Genomic DNA, 20680 nt, shown 5'->3' on the forward strand with positions numbered 1-20680 from the left:
GCGGCGCGTGTTCGACCTCTCCTGGCCGGTGATGGTCGAGCAGTTCCTCCGGACGCTGATGCGGACGACGGACGTCGTCGTCACGGGGCTGTTCTCGCCCGCGGCGGTCGCGGCCGTCGGTCTGGCGGACCTGTACGCTCGGTTGCCACTCCGCATCGGACTGGGGCTGGGAAGCGGTGTGATCGCTCTTTCGAGTCAGGATACGGGTAGCGGCGCGACCGCGAACCGGGACGAGGCGATCACGCAGGCGGTTCTGCTCGGCGCGGTCGCCGGAATCCCGTTCGTCCTGTTCGGCCTCGTCTTCGGACGGTGGGCGATCGGGGTTCCGGGTGCCGAATCCGAGTCGCCCGGATGGCCGGGCGCTACCTCGCGATCGTCTTCCGGCTACGTTTCGTTCAGTCTTCGGATTCGGCAGCCGACCAGTTCGAGTCGTTCGAATCGGCAGGCGCGTCGAGCAGTTTCCGTTCCGTCCCCGTCAGTTCGAGTACGAAGTCGGTTCCCAGCGCGCTCGCGGGCGTCTGGAACCCGGCCTGGACGCGATCACCGTCCGCGAGCACGCGTTCGGCGGCGCTCACCGCTGATTCGGCGGTCAGGGCGTAGGGATTCGGGGTTCGCAGGCGTCCGCGGGCAGTCCGATCGGTCTCGGAGTCCCGAACCTCGCCCCAGATCACGGCGGTGTCGGTCGCCAGTTCCCGTTCGTCGGGGCCGTCGACGTACGCGTCGATTCCCCACTCGAGAACGCGCTCGATCGGTCGCCGCTCGGCCAGCCAGCCGAGCGCCCTGGCCAGCGGCATCGCCCGCCGCGCGGCGGGCGGGACGGCGACGTACACCTCGATCGACTCGACGCCGGTGCTGTGGGCTGCGGTGACGACGTCGCCCCACGGTGCCAGGACGGCGTGTTCGGGCCCGTCGCCGAAGTCGATCTCGCGACTCCGGAACGCCGCCGGGACCTCGACGAGGCGGCCGTTCCGCCGGACGACGCCCTGTCCGAGCAGGTCGAGGATCGTCCGGGCCGTCCCGCGAGAGACCGAGACGGAGCCGCTGATGGCCAGCGTGAGTTCGTCGGCCGCCGGAAGCTGGTCGTGGAGAAACGCAGCTAAACAGTCCGAGGGAACGACGTCGAACCCGACGCCGGGCAGAACCGTGATCCCCGCCTCGCGGGCGTCCGCGTCGTGCTGGCGGAGCCGTTCGAACACGGTGAACTCACCGGTGATGTCGAGGTAGTCCGTTCCGGTGGCCAGGCAGGCGTCGAGCAGCGGATCGGCCGTCTCGGCGAACGGCCCCGCGCAGTTCAGTACTGCGTCGAAGCTGCCGATCCGGGCGGCGACGTCGCCCGCGAGGTCGAAGGTCCGGCCCTCGACGCCGAGTTCGTCGGCCTGTCGTCGTACTTTCCGTCCGTTCCGGCCGGCGACGACGGGCGACCCTCCTCGGGAGATGGCCTCGCGTGCCACTAGCTGGCCGGTGTAGCCGTACGAGCCGTAGACGAGAAGGGAGTCCATAAGTGCCGTAGGTCGCTGGGGATGTTAAAAGGTCGTCAGACGATCGGCGAGGGGCCGACGACACGACGTTCCCGTACCGAAATGCTCACGACAGCCGACCGGTAATCCGGGGCCGATGTCGGCTACAGACCGGATCACACCGCTGGCGGACGTTCCCGAGTCGTCCACGGTTTGCTTTCGCGTACGAAACGGCACGGACGACGAGCGGGAGGCGATCCTCGTCAGGGAGGGGACGGACGGCGTCGCCTGCTGGCTGAACTACTGCCAGCACTTCACGCACATCAATCTCGACAAGGGTTCGGGTGCCCCGATGCGCGACGGCGAGATCGTCTGTGCAAACCACGGGGCGTACTTCGACGCCGACTCCGGGAAGTGTACCTTCGGTCCGTGTGAAGGGGCGTATCTCACGGCGCTCGACGTCACCGTCGACGACGGCCACGTCTACCTGACCGACGAGGAGTACGAGTTCGTCGGTCCCGGTCCGATCGAGGAGGCGGACGCCGATCGGACCTCGACCTCGAACGTCGAATTTTGACCCCTACCGCACGGCGGCCGGCGAGACGAGGTCGCGTTCCTGATCGTACTCGAGCAGGCCGGCGTCGACCAGTCGCGGGAGGTGATCGTGGTACAGCGAGATGTACACGTCGGCGACCCGCTCGGCGGAGAGTTCCGTTACCTTCCGGCCCGTTTCCCGGACGGCGACCTCCTCGGCGGCGTCGGGGAGCGTGAGGTCCTCGCCGTACGTGGCCATCACCTCGAGCAGCAGGCGACGACGGTGGCTGGCGAGTAGCGAGAAGGCCTCGTCGACCGCTTCGGGCGACGTCTCCTGCCCGTCGAGCCAGTCGAGGACCGAAAGCACGAGATCAACACAGTCGGACTCGGGATGGGACGTGGCAGTCATTCGTATCTTCCCCCGGAGACGTGGGCGACCGTGGCTGGAGACGAGAGGGGAACGCGGTGTCGATGGGACGAGTTGCGGTCGCCGGTCGCTCGCGGGTTCGTATCGGGTTCTCGCCTCGCCGATAAATATTAGTGTCGAATCGCGTTGGGACCCGCCCGGACGAGCAGCCGATACGACCGGTCCGGTCGATCGCCCGGTGTGAGCCGCCCGGACGTCCAGTCGAGACGAGTCGATCGGGATCGGGACCGCCGCTCACTCGATCGTAAACGTCGGTTCGTCGACGCTCTCGCTCTTGCAGTCGGGACACCGCGAGGGACGGTTCAGCAGGTCGTCGAAGTCGTCGAAGCCACACTCCCGACAGGCCGGCGGGGCGACGAGGAACCGTTCGTCCGTTCCCTCGACCGATCGGGCGACGTGTTCGACGTGGCCGAGTACCGCCGCTGGCGTCAGGTCGAGTCGAGCGGCCAGTTCGCTCGGTGTCGCGGCCTCGGCACGGAGGGCGTCGGCGAGTCGCTGCCGGGTCGTTTCGTCGGCCTCTCGCATACGCGAGTGTTTCCCCGTGGGGTATTATAGTAGCCACTGGTCAGTGCACACCCGATCGTACGACGGCTATGCGATCGGGTGGGAACGGTTTCCGTGGCGACAGCTCTTCGGCGGTCACAGCCAGCCGGCGCGCGGAGGTCCGCGAAAGGGTAAGTGACTTACACCCTGCGGGTGAATCGAACCCCATGAAGGCCGTCGTCCTTGCTGGTGGGTACGCGACCCGAATGTGGCCGATCACGAAACATCGCCCCAAGATGTTCCTTCCGATCGGCGACTCGACCGTCGTCGATCGCATCTTCGACGAACTCGAGACCGACGACCGGATCGACGAGGTCTACGTGAGCACGAACGAACGGTTCGCTCCCGACTTCGAAGCCCACCTCGCCGACAGCGAGTTCGAGAAACCGCAGCTCTCGGTCGAGGAGACGAGCGAGGAAGACGACAAGTTCGGCGTCGTCGGCGCGCTCGCCCAGTTGATCGATCGCGAAAACGTCGACGACGACCTCCTCGTGATCGCCGGTGACAACCTCATCAGCTTCGACGTCGCGGACTTCCTGGACTACTTCGAGTCGAACGATGCGCCCACGATCGCCGCCTACGACGTCGGCTCCCGCGAGAAGGCCAAATCGTACGGCCTCGTCGAACTCGAGGACGACCGCGTCGTCGACTTCCAGGAGAAACCCGAGAACCCGAACAGTACGCTCGTCTCGATCGCCTGTTACGCGTTCCCCGCCGAGTCGCTATCCCTGCTGCCGACCTACCTCGAGGAGGGGAACAACCCCGACGAACCCGGCTGGTTCGTTCAGTGGCTCCAGAACCGGGAACCGACCTACGCCTACACGTTCGAGGGTGCGTGGTTCGACATCGGCACGCCCGAGAGCTACCTCGACGCCGTCGCGTGGCACCTGGACGGCGAGTCGCTCGTCGACGATTCCGCGACCCTCGAGGAGGCCACGATCGGCGACAACGTCCACGTGATGGACGACGTTACCCTGGAGAACACGAGCCTCGACCACGCGGTGATCTTCTCCGGGGCGACGGTCCGCAACGCAGACATCCGCGGTTCGATCATCGACGAGGGGACCCACCTCGAGGACCTCGACCTCGCGGGGGCGCTGATCGGCGCTCACACGACGATCACGAACGGTTCGCCCCAGTGAGGCGGCCGCGGTCGACGCTGTTCTGCGCTGTTCCCATTCGATCGTCGCGTCCGTTTCCGGTCCAGTCAGTACAGCTTTATATCTTCCGTGTGATGGCTGCAACAGTCGGCTATGACGTCCCCTCAGGCGTTCCTCGACCGGTACGCGGACGGGATACCCATCCAGTCGCTCGCCGACGCGTACCGATCGCTCGATCGCTGGACCGACGACGACCCGCTGTTACTGGTCGCGGAAGCCGCTGCCTCGACTACCGGCCAGAGCTTCGGCGGCGGCATTCTGCCGAGCGTCGAACGGTTTCGCGACGCGTTCGTCGCCACGGATCGCGTGACGGACTTCGCCACGCTCGCCGGACTCGACCTCGAGGACGACGACCTCGTCGCGGCCTTCGGTGCCCAGCGCAAGCGCCACGTCCTCCTCGAGACCGCAGCGGTCCTCGCCGGTCGCCCCGAAGACGACGACCTCGCGGCGTTGCAGGCCTGGGCAGCGACCGCGGACCACTACCGCTACGAGACCGACCCGATCGGATCGATCTCCGGCGTCGGGCCCGCGAGTTTCCAGTACCTCAGGCAGGTCGCCGGCGTCGAGACGGTCAGGCCGGATCCGAAAGTCAGGGAGTTCGTCGAGACCGTCGCGTCCGAACTCGGGTCGTCGCCGCTTTCGACGACGACGGCACTGCGGACGATCGCCTCCTGCGAGTGGCTCGCGTTTCAGACGAGCTACAGCCCGCTCGAGATCGATCGAATCGCGTGGTGGACGCTCACCGATCCGGACGACCGCGAGACGGTTCTCGAGGCCAGCGGGGTCGAACTCGCGGTCTCGGAGCCCTAGATCGTTGTCAGCTCTCGTGCCCGATCGAGCCCGGTTTCCATCTCCGTTTTCGTCGTTTCTAGTTCTTCGACGACTTCGTTCGGCAGTTCCGTCCGATCGGCGAGTTCGAGCAACGTCTCGACTTTCGTGATCTCGAGGCGCTCGATCGCCCGGGCCAGTTCCGCATCGACGGTGTCGCCCAGGATCGGATCCTGCAGGTCCGCGACGAACTCGTCGCGGTCCTCGCGAAACCCCTCGAGCGCCCCGTTCTCGATCGGGCCGGGATCGACCTCGGCCTCGATCGCGTCGAACGGAGCCTCGAGCCGCCCGATCTGGTCGGTGGTCGTCTCGCCGTGGGCCGCGAAGAACTCCTCGAGGTCCTCGTCGGTCGCGGACTCGGCCAACCCGGACTGGAGATCCTCGCGTTCGCGTCCGTCGTGGTAGAGTTCCCGAAGCTCCCGGACGAACAGGTCGCGATCGCTTTCGATCAGCTCGTGGATGCCGTCACCGACGACCCGCAAAGAGGTTCGGCCGTCTCGCGGCTGCCTGCTCACCAAACGCTGAGAGGTACTGGATCGACTAAATATACACAGTCTAAAGAGAATAACACTTATTGTCACCGTGCGCTTCTCGTACGAATCTGAGTGAGCAGAACCCAAGAACGCAGAATGGGCGTGGGAAATGGCGTCGGAGCTCGCTCGCCAGCATGGAATTGAGCCGACGGAAGCCGTGCATCAACTCGCTCACGTCTAATTCGGCCGCTCGCGCCTTCCAGCGGTCGTATCGGTCCGGTGTGGGGGAGGCTTTCACGGTCTTACGGCTATCCGTCATCGACACTACCTCTGTCGAGGAACCACATGTGTAGCGGGCTGAGCTTCTCGGACATGATGTGCCTGCCTTCACGGAGAAATCACCGCCCGCGTTCCTTACGCGCGAGCACCAATACAGAATGAATCATCCATGATCCATCCTTCTAGCTTATATAATTCTTGATCATGCTCCAGATAGCAGCTCCGACGGTTGAGTGAGGACAGAGCATCCTTTTCGGAAGAATCGAGATAACGATGACACCTGTTATACTCTTCTTTTTCGATAGCCGTACGGACGATCGTTTGCTCTTCAGGAGGCAGTTCAACAAACACGACCGGGTCGATTGAGGACCGCTCCTCCGACGAAAGGTCGACTGGTTTTGCCCTGATAACAACCGAGTGCATATCATCACACATCCCAGGTAAGTACGTGCATCCAGCCAGTGGGACTGCAATAGCGGAGATACTTCCCAGAAGCACCTTCCTCCGGAACTCGATCGAGTCCATGCACTTATTTTCGAATGTCCGATCAATATATTTTGTGCCGAGATCGATTTTCCCGGACTCCTACCGCAAGCGACGGCGGTGCGGTGTATGGAGATGATCAGCGCGCGCTCGGATCACCGCGTTACCGCGCTGGCCGCCCTGGCCAGGCGGCCACAGAGTCGGGCCGACCTCCGGGCGATGACCGGCGTGTCGCAGTCTACGATCGGGCGCACGCTCCGCGCGTTCGAAGACCGGTGCTGGATCACCAGAGAGGGGCGACACTACGAGGCGACGCAACTGGGTGCCTTCGTCGCAGCGGGGATGCAGGAGCTACTCGACCGACTCGAGACCGAGCAGACGCTTCGGGACATCTGGCAGTTGCTCCCGGACGAGGCGGACGGATTCACCATCGAGATGGTCTCCGACGCGGGGCTGATCGCGACTGGATCAGGAAAGACGACACGACCGGCCTCTGGCCCTCGGGAGCGTAGCAACCGATCGAGCGAGCGACCGGCGAACCGCTGACCGCGGACTGCTTCATCGAGTACGCCCGCGAGAAGTTCGAACGGCTGTACGATCTCTGATAGCGATCCGGCGGTCGAATCGTCACTCCAGTCGCATCCGTGATCCGAATCGGTCCCCGGGGTCCCTCCCACTCGGGTTCGTACTCGAGGTCGATCCGTCGATCCACGTGCGCCCCGTCGACCACCAGCGTCTCAGAACCACCTTTTTCCGCCTCGGGTGCACTCGCTTCGTTCGTTCACCGTTCCGAAAAATCCGGACCAAAAAGCCGCTCGATCGCGCTACCGCGGCGCTTTGCGCGGCGTACTCGCTCACTCGCGGTTCCGACTCGTCATACCAACTCCGCGTCGGTGATCCGGATCGTCCCTCGGGTCCCCTCCCACTCGGGTTCGTACTCGAGGTCGATCCGCCGATCCATGTGCGGCCCGTCGACCACCAGCGTCTCGAACTCGCCGCCCTCTCCGAGGATGTGAACGCCGTACTCCTCGTTGAGCCGTTCGAGGTCGGCCAGCGCTTCCCGATCGAGCGGGCGGCCGAGCCACGACTCGTCCAGCCCGTGGGCTGCGACCCGGACGATCCGGATCTCGAAGCCGGCGTCGAGCATCGCGTCGGCGAGTTCGCGGGGGTCCTCCCGCCAGAGGGGCGCGAAGAGGTCACAGCCGAGCCGATCGCACATGCGTTCGATCCGACTCGTCTGGTACTCGCTCTCGACGGCACCCGCGGTGACGCCGGCGATGCCGCCCGCGAGTTCGTCGTTCAGGTCCGCGAGCGCGGCTTCCAGCGGCTCGAGTTCGTCGTCGCCCTGCGCGCTCGCGTCCATCGTCGACTCCGCGTCGAAATCGTCCGGTTCGACGTCGACCAGCGGGATCCCGATGCTCTCGGCCGCCAGCCCGGCCAGATCGGTCGCCGGAACGTGGTACATGTACGAGTCGCCGGTCGGGTGGACGGTGACGAGCCGTCGGACGTCGAGTCCCCGTTCGAGCGCCCGGTATAGCGCCCAGGCGGAGTCCTTGCCGCCCGAGAAGAGACTGACCCACGCGCCATCTGTCTCGCTCATGGTGGTGACTGGTGGGTCAGCGGTAAAGGATTGCCGAGTCGGGCCGGCGGGCTGGCTATCCGGAGGAGTCCCGCTCCGCCTCCGCTCCCGTCGACTCCGTCTCTCCCCCCGGTTCGCGACGGGTGTTCGGGTCGCCATCGCTACCGGGTTCCGCGGCCGGCTGATCGGCGTCGGCGCGGTCGTCGTCGCGCGGTCGACGCGAGTCGCGAGCATCGCCGTCGCGACTCGCGTCTTTCGGCAGCGATCGCGTCGGGACGGCGGCCGCCGGACCGCCGTCGGTGAGTCCGGATTCGGCCTCACCACCGTCTGTCACCTCGCCGCTTTCGACGGGCCGGCTGAAGTGTGACGCGACCTGTGCGCCGACGAGACTCACCACGATTGCGGTGATGACGAACAGCGCCAGTCGCTGGCCGGCGGTCACCGCGAAGCTCTCGATCGAGAGCACGGTGAACTCGCTCGCCGGGACGACGAGCGGATCGATCTCGCCCTGTCGTTCGAGGAAGTACGCGGAGAAGCCCCGGATCACCAGTCCGACGGCGACGACGATGAACGGCAGATTGAGGTACGAACTCCGGATCGGCTCGTCGTCGATGATCTCGTCGAGCAGTCGTCCAGCGCTCGCGGTGAGTGCGGCCATCGCGAGCCACGGGACGCTGTCGAAGGCGAACCGCATCGCGGGGATCACGACTCCCGGTTGGTCCTCGAGGTTCGAGACGCCGATCCCGCCCGCGAACAGCGTTAGCCCGGCGGCGACGACGTACGTGACGACCGACACCTGACCGGAGTACAGGGATTCGCGGACTTGATGTGCGAGCCCGGTCAGGATCTCGTCGACGTTGAATCCCTTGTACAGCAAGAAGAGCCCGATAACGGTCGTGATCGCGGCTGCACCCTTCGCGGGACTGAGGACTGTCGCGAGTATCGGGAAAACCAGCAGCGTCAGTCCGATCGGAACGAGCACCGTCTGGCGGAGTTCCTCGTCGGCGAGGAACTGCTTGAGCAGGTAGTAGGTCGACTCGATGTCCCGCGCCTGCCTGACGACGACCCGATCGACCGAATCGACCTGCACCCGACTCTCGACGATCGGCACCAGCCGTTCGTCCTCCGCGCTGTCGATGACGACGATGGCGGAGTCGGGGTCGTGGTCCTCGATGAGGTCGTCGAGCTGGTGTGCGACGGCCCGATCGGCCGACACCATCGACTCGCGGTCCCCCGAGACGACGGCGACGACGACGGTCTCGTCCTCGTCGCGGAGGCTCTGTGCGACGCGAAGCGTCTCGAGCAGGGTGTTGACGCCCGAATCTTCCGGATCCGCGAGGCCGACGTCGGTCACGAGCGCGCGAACTGCCTCCCAGCCGACGACGGGCGACCGGAGACCGGTCTTGCGCCCAACGTCGTCGGTCCGATCGAGGCAGACGACCAGCGTTGTCACGGTAGCCGTTCCATTCTGTGCGACGATAAAACCACTTACTTGTTCACCCACCGGTCGACCCCGGTCGGCGGTACTCCCACCGGCCGGTGCCGACGCTGTGCGCCGAGGACGGGGTCGACCCGTGCGTTCGGACCGAGGGATCGGTCCGGTTCGCGGCCAGCGGCTGGTTCAGGTGCGGAGTCGGAACCCGCGATCGCGTTCCTCCCCCAGCACGGCACCGGCGATCCCCGCACCGAGTGCGTACGCGACCCCGCGGGCACCGGCCCCGATGCGGGACATCAACGGCCGTTCGGGTTCGAACTCTTCGACGGTCACCTCGTCGGTGTCGAACCGATCGGCCAGTTCGGTTTCGATCGCTCGACGGGTGCCGAGGCGGTCGACCAGCCCCATCTCGGCGGCGGTCTCGCCGAGGTAGATCCGGGCCTCCGTTTCGCGGATGTCTTCGGGCTCGAGTTCGCGGCCGTCGCTGACCCGCTCGACGAACGTGTCGTAGTAGTCGTCGATCAGCCCCTGCAGGTACTCGCGTTCGTCGTCGTCCATCTCCTTGAGCGCGGTTCCGGCGTCCTTGTACTCGCCCGCGGCGAACCGCTCGTAGGAGAGTCCCACCTTGTCGGCGAGATCGCTGGCGTTGACCCGCGATCCGATGACGCCGATCGAGCCCACGATGCTCGCGTCGCGGGCCCAGAGTTCGTCACAGCCGCTGGCGATCCAATACCCGCCGCTGGCACAGACGTCGGTCGTGTAGGCGATCGTCGGGCCGTCGAACCGTTCGGCAGCGAGTTTGATGTCGTCGCTGGGAACGACCTCGCCGCCCGGCGTGTTCAGTTTCAGCAGCAGCGCCCGTGCGTTGTCGTCCTCGTCGGCCCGATCGATCTGCTCGACGATGTCGTCGGCCGGCGTCGCTCGCGGACTGGAGGGGAGGGGTCCACTGCCGCCGTCGCGGGTGATCGGCCCTTCGACGGCGACCTCGGCGACGTCGTATCCCGGGAACAGCGAGTCGGCGGTCGAACTCGCGACCCGGAGGCCGATTCCGACGACGACGAGCGCGGCGAGGACGCCGAAGAGATCCGCGAGCGACGTCGGATAGGCCACGAAGAGGGCGAACCCGATACCGGCGAACGCGACGGCCCCGACGAACACGATCACCAGTCTGCCGATTCCCTCGCTACTGACCACGGGTGACACCTCGAGTCATACCGGAGGCTGAGGGAGCGTCCCCGTTAAGTGTTGACGTTTTGAGGGCGGCGCGGCGATCGATCGACGAGCTACAGCGACGCGTCGGTTTCGACCGCGTCCCGATCGTCCCCGATCGGTTCGTTTCCGTCGGCCGCATCGGCCGATCGCGGCTCCCCGGCCAGCCGCGGTCGCCCGTAGCCGTCCCACCAGTCCCGGGCGACGTTCAACCCGTCCCTGACGAACGGCAGCGGATCGTCGGCGACGGCGTAGTCGAATCGGGGCTGGCGAACGAGCGAGGTCGCGACCTCGCGGACTGCGGCCCCGAGTGCGGGGCGTTCGATCATCGGATACTCCTTTGCGAGGATACTGTGCAGGTAGCTGATCTCGCCCCGGAGAAGGTGCCCGCCGACCCCGACCTCGTAGGTCGGACCGGGAGCGATCGGCTCGTCGATCGCCGTGCGCCAGTAGTAGTAGGGAAAGTCCGCCCCTACGCGGACCGAGAAGGGGAGTGACGACCAGAACCGGGGGTTGATCTCCATGAGTTTGAACTCGTCCGTGTCGGGGTCGCGCAGGAACTCGACCATCGCGAGGCCGTGCCACTCGAGTTCGTCGAGCAGGGACCGACCCGCGTCCTCGAGGGCCGGAATCGAGACGGATTCCCGGTACGCGCTCGGCCCGCCGCAGTACTCCCAGCCGCGGTGCTGGCAGTGCTGGAACGTCGCGACCGGCTTCCCGTGGTCGTAGAGGGCGAAGAAGCCGTACTCCCGCGAGTCGGGGATCCGTTCCTGGACGAGCGGCTCGTGGCCGTGCCGTTCGATGCTGGCCGCGACGTCCGGTGGAGTGCCGGGCGTCCGGTAGACCGTCGATCCGATCTCGCAGTCGGCCTCCGGACCGAGATACTCGGGCGCTGCCACCGTGTACCGGGGTTTGACGATCGTCTCGCGATCCCAGTCGGTCCACTCGGACAGCAGCGTGGTTTCGGGGATCGCCACGCCCGCCGCGTCGGCGGCCGCGAAGAGGTCGACGCGGTCCTGGACCTGCCGGAGCGTCTCGAAGGTCGGCCAGGGCGTCGCGACCGCGTCCGCGAACGCGTCCCGGTTCGCCGCGAGGACGTAGACGTCCTCCTCACGGACCGGAATGACCGTCCGGACGGCCGGTCGCTCGGCGATCGAGAGCAATGCCTCGCCGTAGGCAGCCAGATCCGCCCCTGGATCTGGAAGCTGGACGAACTCGTCGCAGTATCTCGAGGCGGCAGCCGGCGTCGTCGCGCGCTCCGATCCGACGATCGTCCGGACCCCGCGCGGACGCAGCGAGCGCAGACAGGCCACGGTGCTCGGGGCGTCGATCCCGGGCACGAGGACGCTCGCGTCGTCCCTCTCTCCGTACATAGTTGATGAAAGCGAGCCCGAGGTTATTATTATAATTAGACTACTGCAGGATCGCCCGCTGGCGATCGATTCCGATGCGAACGCAACGCGGTAGGAACGGACTACAGCCCCCCGAACGGTGTGCGTTCGCGGTGTCAGCGCCGATTCGTGGCGACGCCGGCGAATCGCCACCGACCAGCGTCTTACTCCGTCCTGGCCCGTCGTAGGCACTCGATACGATCGCGAACCGGGTCGAAACGGGAACCGAGTCCCGCGGAGCGGGTGCCGTCGGTGATCGGACCGAGGAGACAGGAGAACCGTCGGGTGACAGGCGTCAGGAGATCCGTCAGGTGACGGAGACGGAAATCCGCAAAATCGCAACGCCGCGGCTCACGGGGTGAGCGAAAACCGCAGAGACACAGGTGGACGAACCGAGCTAGAGCAGTCCCGTCTTCTGGAGTTTCATCAGGTCCTCGGTGTCGAGGGTTTCGCCTTCCTTGAACTTCTGATAGATTTCCTCGGCCTCTTCTTTGGCCTCCTCTTTCTTCTTGTCGCGCTCGGACTTGCGCTCCTTCTCTTCTTTCTTGTCCAGTTCGCGCAGGCGCTTCTGGACGCGCACGAAGTCCTCGTGGTGCTGGTCGGCGGCCTCCTGGGCTTCCACGAACTTCTCGTGCATCTCGTCGGCCTCGTCACGGATGTCGTCGGCCTCGCGGTAGGCCTCGATCATCTGATTGTGATGTTCCTGGGCCTTGTCCGCCAGCTCCGTCACCTTCTGGTGGTGCTGTGAGGCTTCCGATCGGACTTCCTCGGCTTCGTCGACGAGTTCTTCGAGGTCCTCGTTCTGATCGAGCTTCTGCTTGCGCTCCTCGTACTCCTCGCGCTTGGACTCGATCTTCTCGATGAGCTCTTTTTCCTCTTCGCTCGAGAGGACCTCGGTCTGCTGTTTGAACTCGAGCTGTTCGATCTCCTCCTCGAGTTCCTCGAGGTCCTTGCCCTCGTTGAGCTCCATGTCCGATTTGAGCTCTTCGACGCGGTCGAACAGCTCGTTGGCTTCGGCGTTGAGCTCGTTTCGCTTCTCCTTGTGCTCCTGGACCTTCTCGTTGAGTTCGTCGCGCTTCTCGCGGTGCTCTTGAGCTTCGTCGACCTTCTCGCGGGTCTTTGCGTTGAGCTCGTCGCGTTTGGAAGCCCGCTCGGAAGCCATCTGGTTCAGCTCGTTTCGCCGGTCTCGGAGTTGACCGGCCATCTTGATGAGCTGTCCTTTCGATTTGTTTTCGAGGTCGTCTTCTGTCAGTTCGATGTTTTTCGATTCGTCTACCATGTGTTAGTCAAACCTCTGTGCCATACCCGCACCGGGACAGTGGCCGCCCGTCACCGTCGAGAACCCGACCCGTCGGTCGAGCGGGTTCTGTCGTCGAGTGACGAGCGGCCGTGTAGAGCGACCGCTTGCGATCTGCGAAACCTCGGTGAATAAGATTTCCTGTCATCGATCGTCGAGCGATACGCGCCCCGGTGGCGTTCTGGTATCGCTAGCTACTGGCGCCTGTAATTTAAATGTACCGGTCACTAGACCCGTGAAAACCGTTAGCAGGGGACCCGTTCTCCCGTGTTGGACCGTGACAAGGGGTGGCTGGCGCTTATAAATCGTACCGGTTGCGGACCGTTCGATCGGCGGTCGCTACCTCGAGGTCGACCCGATCGGCGTCGGCCGGAATCGTGGCCGTTCCTGCACTTGCCGTTTCGAGCGGGCCGACGCTGACGGCCGTCTCGCCGGTTTCGTCCCCGGCGCGCCAGCCGACGGTGGCTTCGAGATCGTCGGTCGTGTCGTTACAGAGGGTGACGCCGACGCTGCCGGGTTTCGGCGGGCCGTCGAGGACGGCCTGGACGGGTTCGAACGACAGCGCGATCGCCTCGTAGGCCGGTTTCGGCTCGCCGGCGCTCGTCAGGACGCCCATTCCGCCACCCGGTGCCGGGTCGCGGAGGGTCGCCGCGGTGAGGACGCCACAGCCCCGCCGGCGCAGCGCCTCGGCCACGGTCTTCAGCGTCCGGGTCTGGTAGCGCTGGGATTCGGTAACGTCGTCGGGTCGCCGTCCGGGAGGGGCCCGATCGAGACCCGGCACCGTTCCGTGGTCGACGTCCGCGGTCAGCGACCCCGCTCCGAAGCCGGTGACGATCGACTCGCGTGGCGGGTACCGATCGAGGAGCCAGTCCGCGTCCGCGGCCGCGAGGTACTGCCAGCCGGGCGCGATGTGGGCGGCGTCAGGATCGGTCCCCGGCGCGCCGGTGACGGGAACGACCGGCCGATCGTCCGGGAACGCTTCCGCGATCGCCGTCGCCGGATCGTGGTCGACGCCGGTCCGCCACGCGCGGTACCGGAGGGCCAGTTTCGCGAGTACTCCCTCGCCGAGCGGGTCGGCGAACGGATCCGTCGGCTGGTCCTGAACGCCGTACATCGCGAGACTCGGGTGGTGGCCGTAGGTCTCCGCGAGCGTCGTCGCCAGCGTCTTCCCACGGTCGACGTCGAGGTCGGCGCCGATCGCCGGGAGATCCTGCCAGACGAGGAGTCCGGCCTCGTCGGCGGCCCGATAGAATTCGGACGACGGAACGTGTGCGCGTGCGCGAACGATCGTCGCGTTCGCCTCGATCGCTCGCTCGACGTCGGTCCCGGGATCGCCGCCGGGGAGCCGCGTGAAACCCCGGGCCGGGATCCGGGTCCCGTTGACGACCAGGCCGTCGCCGTCGCGGTCGACCCGACAGAAGCCGACCGTCTCCTCGAGGGCGTCGTCCCCGAGTTTCGCGCGCACGGTGTACCGGCTCTGGGGCCCGTGCTCGCGCGGCCACCACAGCGACGGCTCCCGCACGTCGATCGTCTTCGAGACGGTCACGCGCTCGCCGGCGGCCGCCGTGACGGGTGCCCGGTCCATCGAGCCACCGCCGCGGAACCCCTCGGGCCGCAGGGAGAACGTGACCGCGTCGTCGATCGCCCCACCGGCGTCGACCTCGAGGTCGACCTCGATCGCGGCCCCGTCTCCGTCCCCGTCCAGCCGCGGCGTCACGTCGAGGCGACGACAAAAGGTTCGGGGGCGCGATTCGACGGTGACGTCCCACCAGATCCCGGGCGTCGCCGTCTCGGCCGGCACCTCGTCGGTACCGTAGATCCCCGCAAACGAGGTCGGCGGCTCGCAAGCGACCACCAGTTCGTTCTTCGGTTCCGGCTCGAACTCGAGGTGCGCCGGGACGACGTGTGGCTCGTGCTCGCCCAGTTCGGTCCCGTTCACCCAGACCCGCGCCCGATCGTACGCTCCGTGGAGTTTCAGCAGCGCCCGTTCCGTGTCGTGATCGCGCGGGTCCGGAATCGTCGTCCGGTACGCGATCGGGGTTTCACTCTCGCCGTCGAACGCGGCGGGCCGACCGGGAACGGTGACCGGCCGCCACTCGTCGACGCTGGGCGACCCGTCGCCCGCGACCGATTCGACGATCCCTCCCGTCCACCCGTCAGTCATTATCACGGTAGAGTGACCCGGGAGTAAAAAGGCCTTCCGACGTTTCGCCGGCGCGGCCTCAGGGCCTTAGAACAGGTTTTCGAGGCGATCGTCCGCGAACTGCTCGACGGGATCGGTCTCGTCGCGCTCCTGGGCCCGTTTCGCTTCCCGCGCACGCTCCATGAACGCCTGAATCCGATCGGAGCGTTCGGCCCCGCCCAGCAGGACGAGCGCGCCGAGTCGATCGCTGTCGAGCGGGAAGTCGCCGCCGCGGACCTGCATGCTCCCGGTCTCGTCTTCGAGCCAGCGACGGGCTTTCTCGAATCCCTTGCGGGGGATTCGCTCGCTCTCGCCGGCGACGACCAGCAACGCCGAGTCGGCCGTCGTCGCCTCCGGCAGGCTGGTCCCGGTCAGCAGGGCCTGTCGAGCGACGGTCATCACCGTATTGATGTTCTCGGCGCTGTCCTCGGCGGCGATCGCGCTGGCGTAGCCCAGCGTCGCGACGCCGCCCGATCGGAGGGTGTTGATGACCTCGCTCGAATCGACCACGCTTTCGCCGACGCCTTCGACCGCCTCGCCGGAGGCGAACAGCAGGCCGACCCGCCGTGCGATCTTCTCGTTGATCGTCTCGAAGGCACCCTCGACGCTCTCGCCCTGCTCGTGCCAGGCGTCGTTGTCGATCAGCAACGTTGCGTCGGCTTCCCGGAGGAGCGTCTTCAGCGATCGACCGGCGTTGGCCTGGTAGAGCGACCCCTCGTTGCGGCCCGGCAAGACGCCGAGCGCGTAGACGGGGACGTCGTAGACGCGCTGGAGGTGGTGGACGAGAACGGGTGCCCCACCGCTGCCGGTGCCACCGCCGAGTCCGGCGACGACGAAGATCGCCTCCGCACTGGAGGTGACGCGGCCGTCGAGCGCACCCAGCACCTGCTCGATGTCCGACTGCATGATCTCGGTGCCGAGTTCGTTGTCACCGCCCACGCCGTGGCCGTTGACGCGGTCGGCACCGATCAGTTCCGTGTCTGCAAACTCGAGCGACTCGAGATCGGGTTTCGCGGAATTGACAGCCAGCGCCCCCTGAACGGCCTCGAATCCCATGTTCGCGTCGAATCGAGTGAGCCGTTCGGTGACCTTTCCACCGGCCTGTCCAACCCCGATCAGGGCGACTTTCATATCGGCCAATACGTGTGATCCATGATGAACGTTGGGGGTTCACCGCTGCACCATCGGTCCGTCGACTCCGTCGGGGGTCGGGGGATCACGGGACGATGGTAATTCACTTGGGGCAGCCCGCACTCACGTTCGGTATGTTCTACGAACAGCGAATGACCGTCCCGGACTCGCCCGCGGCCCTCCGCGACGAGTACGATCGCGACCTCGCGGCCGTCGTCGAAGCGCACGGACTCGACCGCGCGGCGGACGCGACCGATGTCGATCGCGATCGGCTCGCGGCCCTGGTCGAGGCCGACTCGCCGGAACTCACGCTCGAGGAAGCGGCCCAGATCCAGTCGCTCGCCGAGGGCGAACCCGACCCCGAGACGATCGAGACGATGGCCACCGAGCATCTGCTACTCGGGATGTCGACCGCGGTCCTCGACGTGGACGCCGTCGAGAGCGACCTCGCGATCGACATGGACGCCAAGGAGATTCAACAGAAGATCGAACGGCGCGCGCCGATGGACTTCGAGGAATTCGTCCACGTGCAGTACGTGATCGCGGACGGCGCGCCCTGAGCCGATCGCCGGTCTCGCTAGCGATACGTGTTCTCCTTTCGCTCCCGGAACTCCCTGAGCGCGAGCCGTGCGCGACGGCGCGAGATGAAGCCGAAGCCGACCGCCGGACACGTCTCGTCCGGACACTCCCAGCGGTAGGTGCCGGTCGACGGATCCCGTCGGACTCTCGTCGTCCGATCGCAGCGCGGACAGTTCCAGCCCCACCGGACGTCGCCAGGTTCGCGGTTCGATCGCGTCATCGTTTCTGTCCCGGGGTTCGTTTCGCCGATTGAGTATCTTCCGATCCTCGGAATCCTCGTTCATATTCCGCCCCGCGTCGTCGATCGATTCCGTTCGACCCGGTCGGCCGAACGCGCCGAGACGGCAGACACAGGGTCGAGCCGCAATCACGCCGCGAGCGGTGTCATTATGGTGACCCGACCACGAAAGCCGGTATGGAGGTCGCAATTCTGGGCTGCGGGTACGTCGGGCTGGAACTTGGCCGGCAGCTCACCGATCGGGGCCACGAGGTCGTCGGCGTCCGCCGATCGGCCGAGGGGGTCGACGCGATTGCGGAGGCCGGTTTCGAGGCCGTCCGGGCGGACGTCACCGACCCGGACGCGCTCGCGGCGGTGCCGGACGTCGACGCGATCGTCTTCGCCGCCAGCAGCGGTGGTCGTGGTCCCGAGGCTGCCCGCGAGGTGTACGTCGAGGGGTTGCAAACGGTGATCGAGGGCTTCGGCGAGCGCGAGCACCCGCCGGAACGGCTGATCTACACCTCCTCGACGGGGGTCCACGGCGATCACGGCGGCGACTGGGTCGACGAGGAGACGCCGATCGATCCCACCACCGAAAAGACCGCGGTGCTCGCCGAGGCCGAACGGATCGCGCTCGAATTGCCCGCCGAGTACGGGTACGACGGGACCGTGGCGCGGTACGCCGGCCTCTACGGCCCCGATCGGTACCGCCTCGAGCGCTACCTCGAGGGGCCGGTTACGGAAGGGTACCTGAACATGGTCCACCGGGACGACGCCGCCGGCGCGGTGCGATACCTGCTCACTGAGGATCTCGCGCGCGGCGAGGTCGTCCAGGTCGTCGACGACGAACCCGTCTCCAAGTGGGCGTTCGCGGACTGGTTGGCCGACGAGTGCGGGATCGATCGGCCGCCGAAGCGAACCAAAGAAGAGCGACTCGAAGCCGACGACCTCTCGGAGGCCGCGCGGCGACGGATCCTGACCAGCAAGCGCTGTGCCAACGAGAAATTGCGCGACCTGGGCTACGAGTTCAGATATCCGACGTTCCGCGAGGGCTATCGCGAGGCGATCGAGGCGTATCGGGAGTGAGCGCCCAGTACCGATCGATCGAGCGACCGCTGCCGGACCAGACGCGAGCGTTCCGACGGCCGATCGGACGCCGTTCGTGAGGGGAAATTTCATGGGGGTTCAATTTGATTGTCCCGTATGGGTTCCCGGAGCGTCCCCCCGAGCACCGCATCCGGGGCGGACGTGTTGGCAATCGAGACTGTCTCCGACTGGGTACAGTCGCTGGAACCGCTGGTTCTCTCGTTGCTGGTGCTCGCCGTCGTCGGTCTCGGACTCGGCGGCTGGTGGGTCGTTCGGTGGTTCCGCCGCCCGCCGGGTGTCCGACTCCAGCGGGTACTCGACTCCCACGACGAAGTGGCGATCCTGATGCACCCCAATCCCGATCCGGACGCGATGTCGTGTGCCATGGGGGTCGCCGCGATCGCCGAGACGGTCGGCACGGACACGACGCTGCAGTTCCCCGGCGAGATCCGCCACCAGGAGAACCGCGCGTTCCGGACCGTCCTCGACCTCGATCTGGAACGCGTCGAGTCGGGATCGGACTTGGCCGCCGACGCGGTCGTCCTGGTCGATCACAACACGCCACGCGGGTTCACGGGTGCCCAGATGGTCGAACCGATCGCGGTGGTCGACCACCACCCGGGCAACGGTGCCGGAACGGAGTTTACCGACGTCCGGACGGAGTACGGCGCGGCGTCGACGATCTTCGTCGAGTATCTGGAGGAGATCGGCGGGACGGCGGACAACGAGGACGAAGACGGCCCCGCCATCTCGCCGGAACTCGCGACGGGTCTGCTCTACGGCATCCAGTCCGATACGAACCACCTGACGAACGGCTGTTCCCGTGCCGAGTTCGACGCCTGCGCGTACCTCTACGACGGCATCGACGAGGACCTGCTCGAACGGATCGCCAACCCGCAGGTCAGCGACGACGTGTTGCAGATCAAGGCGAGGGCGATCACCGAGAAACGGGTCGAGGGGCCGTTCGCGGTCTGTGACGTCGGCGAGATCGGGAACGTCGACGCGATTCCCCAGGCGGCGGACGAACTCATGCACCTGGAGGGCGTGACGGCCGTCATCGTCTACGGCCAGCACGACGGAACGTTACACCTCTCCGGCCGATCGCGGGACGATCGGGTCCACATGGGCGAGACGCTCCGCCACGCCGTCAGCGACATTCCGATGGCGAACGCGGGCGGCCACGCCCGCATGGGCGGCGGTCAGGTCTCGATCGATCACATGGAGGGGATCGGCCCCTCCGACGGGATCGGCAAACCGGAGTTCGAGGAACGGCTCTTCTCGGCGCTGGCGGGCGAACGGTAGCCGCCGGGTTCGCCACTCGAAACGGCTCACCGACGATCAGCAAGACGCGTCTCCAGGGCTTCGATGTCGGCCGTCTGGCCGGTCTCGACGAACGTCGCGGCACAGGCGTTCCCGAGCGCCAGTGCGGGCTTCCACGGCCAGTCCCGGGCCAGCGCGCACGCGAGCGCACCCGAGAACCGGTCCCCCGCGCCGAGCGTGAGCGTCGGATCGCCGATATCGAGCATCTCGACCGAAACCGCGTCGTCCCGCGTGGCTGCGATCGCTTCGTCCGCGCCGTGGTAGACGACGCCGGTGATCCTGAGCGCGGATCGCAATTCGGCGGCGTGATCCGTCGCCGGCTCGCCGGGGACGCCGGCGACGGCCGCGACGCTCTCGTACTCGATCCGGTTGACGCTCAGGGCGACGTCGAGCGACGAGTCGGCGCGAGCCAGCGACTCGAGGAGGGGTTCGAGGTCGGTCCCGGCGACCAGTTCGATCGCGCCGGGATCGACCACGACGGGGACCCCGTCTACGCTCCCGGCCAGTCGATCGAGAACGTCGGTGAGGCCGCGATAGATGGCCCAGTTCGCACAGCAGAGCGCGTCCGCGGTGGCGATCCGGTCCCAGTCGACGACCGCAGTGAGGTCGTCGACGTCCCAGTCGGACGGCTGGCTCGCCCGTTCCGGGAAGAGGACCTCCTCGCCGTCGAACGCGAAGACCCGGATCGCCGCGGGCGGTCCCATCGAGTGGGTCCCGTAGGGAAGGTCCGCGAGGGCCTCGTGGTCGAGGTGGCCGACGGCCGTCGCGTCGTCGCCCAGCGCGTGGACCTGCGTCGCGGCGTTTACCGCCTGCCCGCCGGGGCGGACGTCGATCAGTTCGATCGGGAACGTCTCACCCTCGCCCGCACGGAGGCGCCGACCGAGCGCCTCGGGCGTCTCGAGTCGGTCGCCGCCGGCACCCGCGACCCGGTAACAGTAGTCGACGCTCCCGTCGGGGAGCGTGACGACGCGCGTCGACGAGTCGGCGGCCAACGACGGGAGCCGATCGCGGAGGGCTGCGTAGCTCACGCCCGTCACTGCCACAGTAATCCTCAAAAGGGTTCCCCGCCC

Annotated in this window: 21 protein-coding genes and 2 pseudogenes; 8 read left to right on the forward strand and 15 right to left on the reverse strand. The window is 66.6% G+C overall.

Going from position 1 to position 20680, the window contains the following annotated elements; translation table 11 throughout:
* Positions 1 to 31: 31 nt before the first annotated feature.
* A pseudogene (locus tag MUG98_RS00900) lies at positions 32 to 381 on the forward strand (MATE family efflux transporter); the annotation flags it as partial.
* A 14-nt stretch (positions 382 to 395) separates the two neighbouring features.
* On the opposite strand, the gene MUG98_RS00905 reads toward MUG98_RS00900, so the two are convergent.
* Positions 396 to 1499: a saccharopine dehydrogenase family protein gene (locus tag MUG98_RS00905; RefSeq protein ID WP_265110310.1), complete on the reverse strand. Its 1104-nt coding sequence runs from the start codon at positions 1497 to 1499 to the stop codon at positions 396 to 398.
* 115 nt (positions 1500 to 1614) lie between these two features.
* Between MUG98_RS00905 and MUG98_RS00910 the strand changes: the two genes are divergently transcribed.
* Positions 1615 to 2034: a Rieske (2Fe-2S) protein gene (locus MUG98_RS00910; protein ID WP_265110311.1), complete on the forward strand. Its 420-nt coding sequence runs from the start codon at positions 1615 to 1617 to the stop codon at positions 2032 to 2034.
* Positions 2035 to 2037: 3 nt separating this feature from the next.
* Here the strand turns inward: MUG98_RS00910 and MUG98_RS00915 are convergent, their stop codons facing one another.
* Both MUG98_RS00915 and MUG98_RS00920 read right to left on the reverse strand, forming a co-directional pair.
* A complete protein-coding gene (locus MUG98_RS00915) occupies positions 2038 to 2400 on the reverse strand; it encodes a DUF7344 domain-containing protein (RefSeq protein ID WP_265110312.1) in 363 nt (120 codons plus the stop codon).
* Between the two features lie 252 nt (positions 2401 to 2652).
* A complete protein-coding gene (locus tag MUG98_RS00920; RefSeq protein WP_265110313.1) occupies positions 2653 to 2943 on the reverse strand; it encodes a transcriptional regulator in 291 nt (96 codons plus the stop codon).
* Between the two features lie 185 nt (positions 2944 to 3128).
* Here MUG98_RS00920 and MUG98_RS00925 point away from each other — a divergent pair, with 185 nt between their 5' ends.
* The gene (locus MUG98_RS00925; protein WP_265110314.1) at positions 3129 to 4103 is read left to right on the forward strand and encodes a nucleotidyltransferase family protein; all 975 of its coding nucleotides are present in this window, start codon (positions 3129 to 3131) and stop codon (positions 4101 to 4103) included.
* A gap of 111 nt (positions 4104 to 4214) precedes the next feature.
* Complete coding sequence (locus MUG98_RS00930) at positions 4215 to 4931, forward strand: hypothetical protein (RefSeq protein ID WP_265110315.1); 717 nt, start codon at positions 4215 to 4217, stop codon at positions 4929 to 4931.
* On the opposite strand, the gene MUG98_RS00935 is transcribed toward MUG98_RS00930, so the two are convergent.
* Both MUG98_RS00935 and MUG98_RS00940 read right to left on the reverse strand, forming a co-directional pair.
* A complete protein-coding gene (locus tag MUG98_RS00935; protein ID WP_265110316.1) occupies positions 4928 to 5464 on the reverse strand; it encodes a ferritin-like domain-containing protein in 537 nt (178 codons plus the stop codon). The genes MUG98_RS00930 and MUG98_RS00935 overlap by 4 nt on opposite strands.
* Before the next feature lie 372 nt (positions 5465 to 5836).
* Positions 5837 to 6226, reverse strand: coding sequence for a hypothetical protein (locus MUG98_RS00940; protein WP_265110317.1), 390 nt, complete (start codon positions 6224 to 6226; stop codon positions 5837 to 5839).
* An 87-nt stretch (positions 6227 to 6313) separates the two neighbouring features.
* Here MUG98_RS00940 and MUG98_RS00945 point away from each other — a divergent pair, with 87 nt between their 5' ends.
* Positions 6314 to 6730: a hypothetical protein gene (locus tag MUG98_RS00945; protein WP_320443102.1), complete on the forward strand. Its 417-nt coding sequence runs from the start codon at positions 6314 to 6316 to the stop codon at positions 6728 to 6730.
* Positions 6731 to 6821: 91 nt separating this feature from the next.
* On the opposite strand, the pseudogene MUG98_RS00950 reads toward MUG98_RS00945, so the two are convergent.
* The 8 genes and pseudogenes from MUG98_RS00950 to MUG98_RS00985 form a co-directional block, all read right to left on the reverse strand.
* Positions 6822 to 6938, reverse strand: a pseudogene (locus tag MUG98_RS00950) (diphthine--ammonia ligase); the annotation flags it as partial.
* Between the two features lie 120 nt (positions 6939 to 7058).
* Positions 7059 to 7784 (reverse strand): diphthine--ammonia ligase, encoded by a 726-nt coding sequence (locus MUG98_RS00955; RefSeq protein WP_265110318.1) that lies wholly within the window; start codon positions 7782 to 7784, stop codon positions 7059 to 7061.
* Positions 7785 to 7839: 55 nt separating this feature from the next.
* On the reverse strand, positions 7840 to 9216 hold the full coding sequence (locus MUG98_RS00960; protein ID WP_265110319.1) for a DUF373 family protein: 1377 nt from the start codon (positions 9214 to 9216) through the stop codon (positions 7840 to 7842).
* Positions 9217 to 9384: 168 nt separating this feature from the next.
* Entirely contained in the window at positions 9385 to 10392 is a 1008-nt protein-coding gene (gene sppA, locus MUG98_RS00965) for a signal peptide peptidase SppA (RefSeq protein ID WP_265110320.1), read from the reverse strand.
* Positions 10393 to 10481: 89 nt separating this feature from the next.
* Positions 10482 to 11780 carry a carboxylate--amine ligase gene (locus MUG98_RS00970; RefSeq protein ID WP_265110321.1) on the reverse strand — a complete coding sequence of 433 codons (1299 nt, stop codon included), beginning with the start codon at positions 11778 to 11780 and terminating at the stop codon, positions 10482 to 10484.
* 415 nt (positions 11781 to 12195) lie between these two features.
* Positions 12196 to 13077 (reverse strand): coiled-coil protein, encoded by an 882-nt coding sequence (locus MUG98_RS00975; protein WP_265110322.1) that lies wholly within the window; start codon positions 13075 to 13077, stop codon positions 12196 to 12198.
* 316 nt (positions 13078 to 13393) lie between these two features.
* Entirely contained in the window at positions 13394 to 15259 is a 1866-nt protein-coding gene (locus MUG98_RS00980; RefSeq protein WP_265110323.1) for a glycoside hydrolase family 2 protein, read from the reverse strand.
* A gap of 66 nt (positions 15260 to 15325) precedes the next feature.
* Positions 15326 to 16408 (reverse strand): tubulin/FtsZ family protein, encoded by a 1083-nt coding sequence (locus MUG98_RS00985; RefSeq protein WP_265110324.1) that lies wholly within the window; start codon positions 16406 to 16408, stop codon positions 15326 to 15328.
* A gap of 134 nt (positions 16409 to 16542) precedes the next feature.
* Between MUG98_RS00985 and MUG98_RS00990 the strand changes: the two genes are divergently transcribed.
* Positions 16543 to 16968, forward strand: coding sequence for a DUF5791 family protein (locus MUG98_RS00990; RefSeq protein WP_265110325.1), 426 nt, complete (start codon positions 16543 to 16545; stop codon positions 16966 to 16968).
* Positions 16969 to 16985: 17 nt separating this feature from the next.
* On the opposite strand, the gene MUG98_RS00995 is transcribed toward MUG98_RS00990, so the two are convergent.
* Positions 16986 to 17207: a hypothetical protein gene (locus MUG98_RS00995; protein ID WP_265110326.1), complete on the reverse strand. Its 222-nt coding sequence runs from the start codon at positions 17205 to 17207 to the stop codon at positions 16986 to 16988.
* Between the two features lie 195 nt (positions 17208 to 17402).
* Here MUG98_RS00995 and MUG98_RS01000 point away from each other — a divergent pair, with 195 nt between their 5' ends.
* Complete coding sequence (locus MUG98_RS01000) at positions 17403 to 18290, forward strand: SDR family oxidoreductase (protein ID WP_265110327.1); 888 nt, start codon at positions 17403 to 17405, stop codon at positions 18288 to 18290.
* Positions 18291 to 18407: 117 nt separating this feature from the next.
* Positions 18408 to 19592 carry a DHH family phosphoesterase gene (locus tag MUG98_RS01005; protein ID WP_265110328.1) on the forward strand — a complete coding sequence of 395 codons (1185 nt, stop codon included), beginning with the start codon at positions 18408 to 18410 and terminating at the stop codon, positions 19590 to 19592.
* A 26-nt stretch (positions 19593 to 19618) separates the two neighbouring features.
* On the opposite strand, the gene MUG98_RS01010 is transcribed toward MUG98_RS01005, so the two are convergent.
* Positions 19619 to 20638, reverse strand: a complete 1020-nt coding sequence (locus MUG98_RS01010) for a PfkB family carbohydrate kinase (protein WP_265110329.1) — start codon at positions 20636 to 20638, stop codon at positions 19619 to 19621.
* Positions 20639 to 20680: the final 42 nt, after the last annotated feature.

The sequence above is a fragment of the Halosolutus halophilus genome (genome assembly GCF_022869805.1).
Taxonomy (GTDB): Archaea; Halobacteriota; Halobacteria; order Halobacteriales; family Natrialbaceae; genus Halosolutus; species Halosolutus halophilus.